Raw genomic sequence first — 2226 nt, 5'->3', positions numbered from 1 at the left:
GCCTAGCGCATAACGGCAAGGTGACAAAGCAAAAAGCCCGTGCGGCTTGAACCGGACGGGCTTTTGGAATCTGGTTGCGGGGGCAGGACTTGAACCTGCGACCTTCGGGTTATGAGCCCGACGAGCTGCCAACTGCTCCACCCCGCGATTGAGAATATACGCGGATTAGCGGCATCTGGATAGCCCTAATACAAAAAGAACTGAAAAGTGCTAGCGCCCATTCTTTTGGCGTGCGGCGGCCGCTCCATGTACGCTCGCGAATGCACGCATCCGCGTCAGCGGCACTCAGCTATTTTCATCGATCCACTGCTTCGCCCACGCGTAAGCCGCGATTTTTGCGTCGGCTGCCGTGGCGTGATTGCGGCCGATGGATTTGGAATCCTGCACTACCGCCCCGTCCTCCCAGATCGCGCATGACGCAATGTGCAAACCGTCCTTGATCGTCTTGCAGAAGACGTGGACTACGTACCCTTTGTACTCTGTGATGCCGCTTTCCATCTGTGTCCTGGCTCCCCTGCATGCTTCTCGTCGAAATCTCGCTGGATCCTAGCACGCGCAGGGTTATTCATTCACATCAGCGCCGGTGTATCCCCGACACGAAATGCCAATTGTCATTTTTTGCAAAATTGTCGAATAACCCCACCGCTGTGGGCAGGTGCCGCCAACGTCTCTTCCTGTAACCTGCGTGCGCAGCGTGGTCAGGGACTCGAAAACCCGCTGTATCTGCAGATAATAATGAATGGGAAATCCAATGGATATTAGAGAGGAATCCAGGTCGGGGATGAATCGCCGCACCCTGCTGACGCCCGCAGTTGCAGCCATCACGCTTGCCGTATTGAGCGCGTGTGGCGGAGGTGGAGACGGCGGCACGGCGACGACCCCGGCTGCCAAGGTAACGCTGCAAGGCGCGGCAGCCAGCGGCGCCTTCATGGCTAATGCCCTGGTCACCGTCTATGACGCTGATGGAAAGGTCGTGGGCAGCAACACGGCGGATGGCAGTGGCCATTTTGAATTCGATGTCACCGCATTCCGTGCACCGTTTGCGGTTGTCGCCACCGGCAGCAGCGGAGGCGACCAGCTGACCTATGTCTCGGTACTGGCGACCAAGCCAGCCAATGGCTCCGCCACCGTCAACGTGACGCCGCTGACGACCGCCGTGGCAGCGCTGCTGGTTGGTGGCAATCCCCTGGACCTGACGAAGTCGTCGGTGCTTGGCAGCAAGGCAAGCAGCGCCCAGGTGCAGCAGATCRTCGGCTTGCTGCGCGCCGTACTGGCCAATGTCACGAGCGATGCGGGACTGGACCCGACCGCCTTTGACCCGATTTCCACGCCCCTGAGCAAACAGGGAGAAGGTGCCGATAGCGTCCTCGACGTTATCCGGGTCACGCTGACCGCAAGCGGTGCAAAGCTGACCAGCACCGGCTCCGTGCTAGGCGACAACAATGCTGCGCACGAAGTCATCCTGACACCGGGCTCGCTGGCATCGCCTCCGTCCGCGTTGCCCAAGCCCGAAGTCAAGACCAATGCAGCAACGTTCGAAGGCATCCGTGCCGCCCTTCAGGCCTGTTTTGCGCTGGATCCCGCCGCCCGCGCGAATAGCACTAGCTTGCTTGGCGCTTGCAGCACCGCATTCTCCGGCGATTACCTGAACAACAGCTACACCGCTCGCGATGACCTGTTCACCCTGCTGGCTGCGAGCGACATGAAGGGCGCCAAGTTCGAGGCGCCGGTTGTCCTGTTCAATTCGACCAATGCCCAGAACCAGGCAACCGCACTGGTACGCCTGCMCTTCGTTCGCGCCGACAAATCCACCGACCACATCACGCGCCTTGTCACCAATCGCGCGCCTGCCGGCTGGCAGTTGACGGGCAACCAGCGCAGCTACGAAGCCGCGGTCACGCGGAGAATCAGCAAGGTCACCGAGTTGAATCCGCTATCGGCGCAGGGGATCGTATCGCGCTATGAGAGTGCGCTGCGTTTTCTGTTCAACCCCGCCCGGGGCGCAGGTACGAATGTGCACCTGGTACGGGTGACGGGCCCGGGATTGCCGGCTGCGGGCATTACCCTCTTATCGCCGTTTCGATCGCACAAAAGCAAAACCCCCCAGTACTTTCGTACTGGGGGGTTTCAAGGGAGAGCCTGGCGATTACCTACTTTCACACGGGTATCCGCACTATCATCGGCGTGGAGTCGTTTCACGGTCCTGTTCGGGATGGGAAGGGGTGG

At 60.2% G+C, this 2226-nt stretch carries 2 protein-coding genes, 1 tRNA gene and 1 rRNA gene; all 4 read right to left on the bottom strand.

Features of this window, described 5'->3' with window-relative positions; translation table 11 throughout:
* Window positions 1-71: 71 nt before the first annotated feature.
* Window positions 72-147: transfer RNA gene (locus tag AC1DS3_RS37955), tRNA-Met, on the bottom strand.
* Between the two features lie 138 nt (window positions 148-285).
* A complete protein-coding gene (locus AC1DS3_RS37950; RefSeq protein WP_441631491.1) occupies window positions 286-498 on the bottom strand; it encodes a hypothetical protein in 213 nt (70 codons plus the stop codon).
* Window positions 499-561: 63 nt separating this feature from the next.
* Window positions 562-930 carry a hypothetical protein gene (locus AC1DS3_RS37945; RefSeq protein ID WP_477109148.1) on the bottom strand — a complete coding sequence of 123 codons (369 nt, stop codon included), beginning with the start codon at window positions 928-930 and terminating at the stop codon, window positions 562-564.
* Between the two features lie 1207 nt (window positions 931-2137).
* Window positions 2138-2226, bottom strand: a 5S ribosomal RNA gene (rrf, locus tag AC1DS3_RS37940); the annotation flags it as partial.

It is taken from the genome of Cupriavidus sp. 01L46, assembly GCF_056399905.1.
Note: the sequence above shows the minus strand (reverse complement) of the source record. Positions and strands in the feature narration are given on the sequence as shown.

Coding starts and splice junctions, on each gene's coding strand:
- AC1DS3_RS37950 (WP_441631491.1), bottom strand. CDS start 498: ATGGAAAGCGGCATCACAGAGTACAAAGGGTACGTAGTCCACGTCTTC.
- AC1DS3_RS37945 (WP_477109148.1), bottom strand. CDS start 930: ATGAAGGCGCCGCTGGCTGCCGCGCCTTGCAGCGTTACCTTGGCAGCC.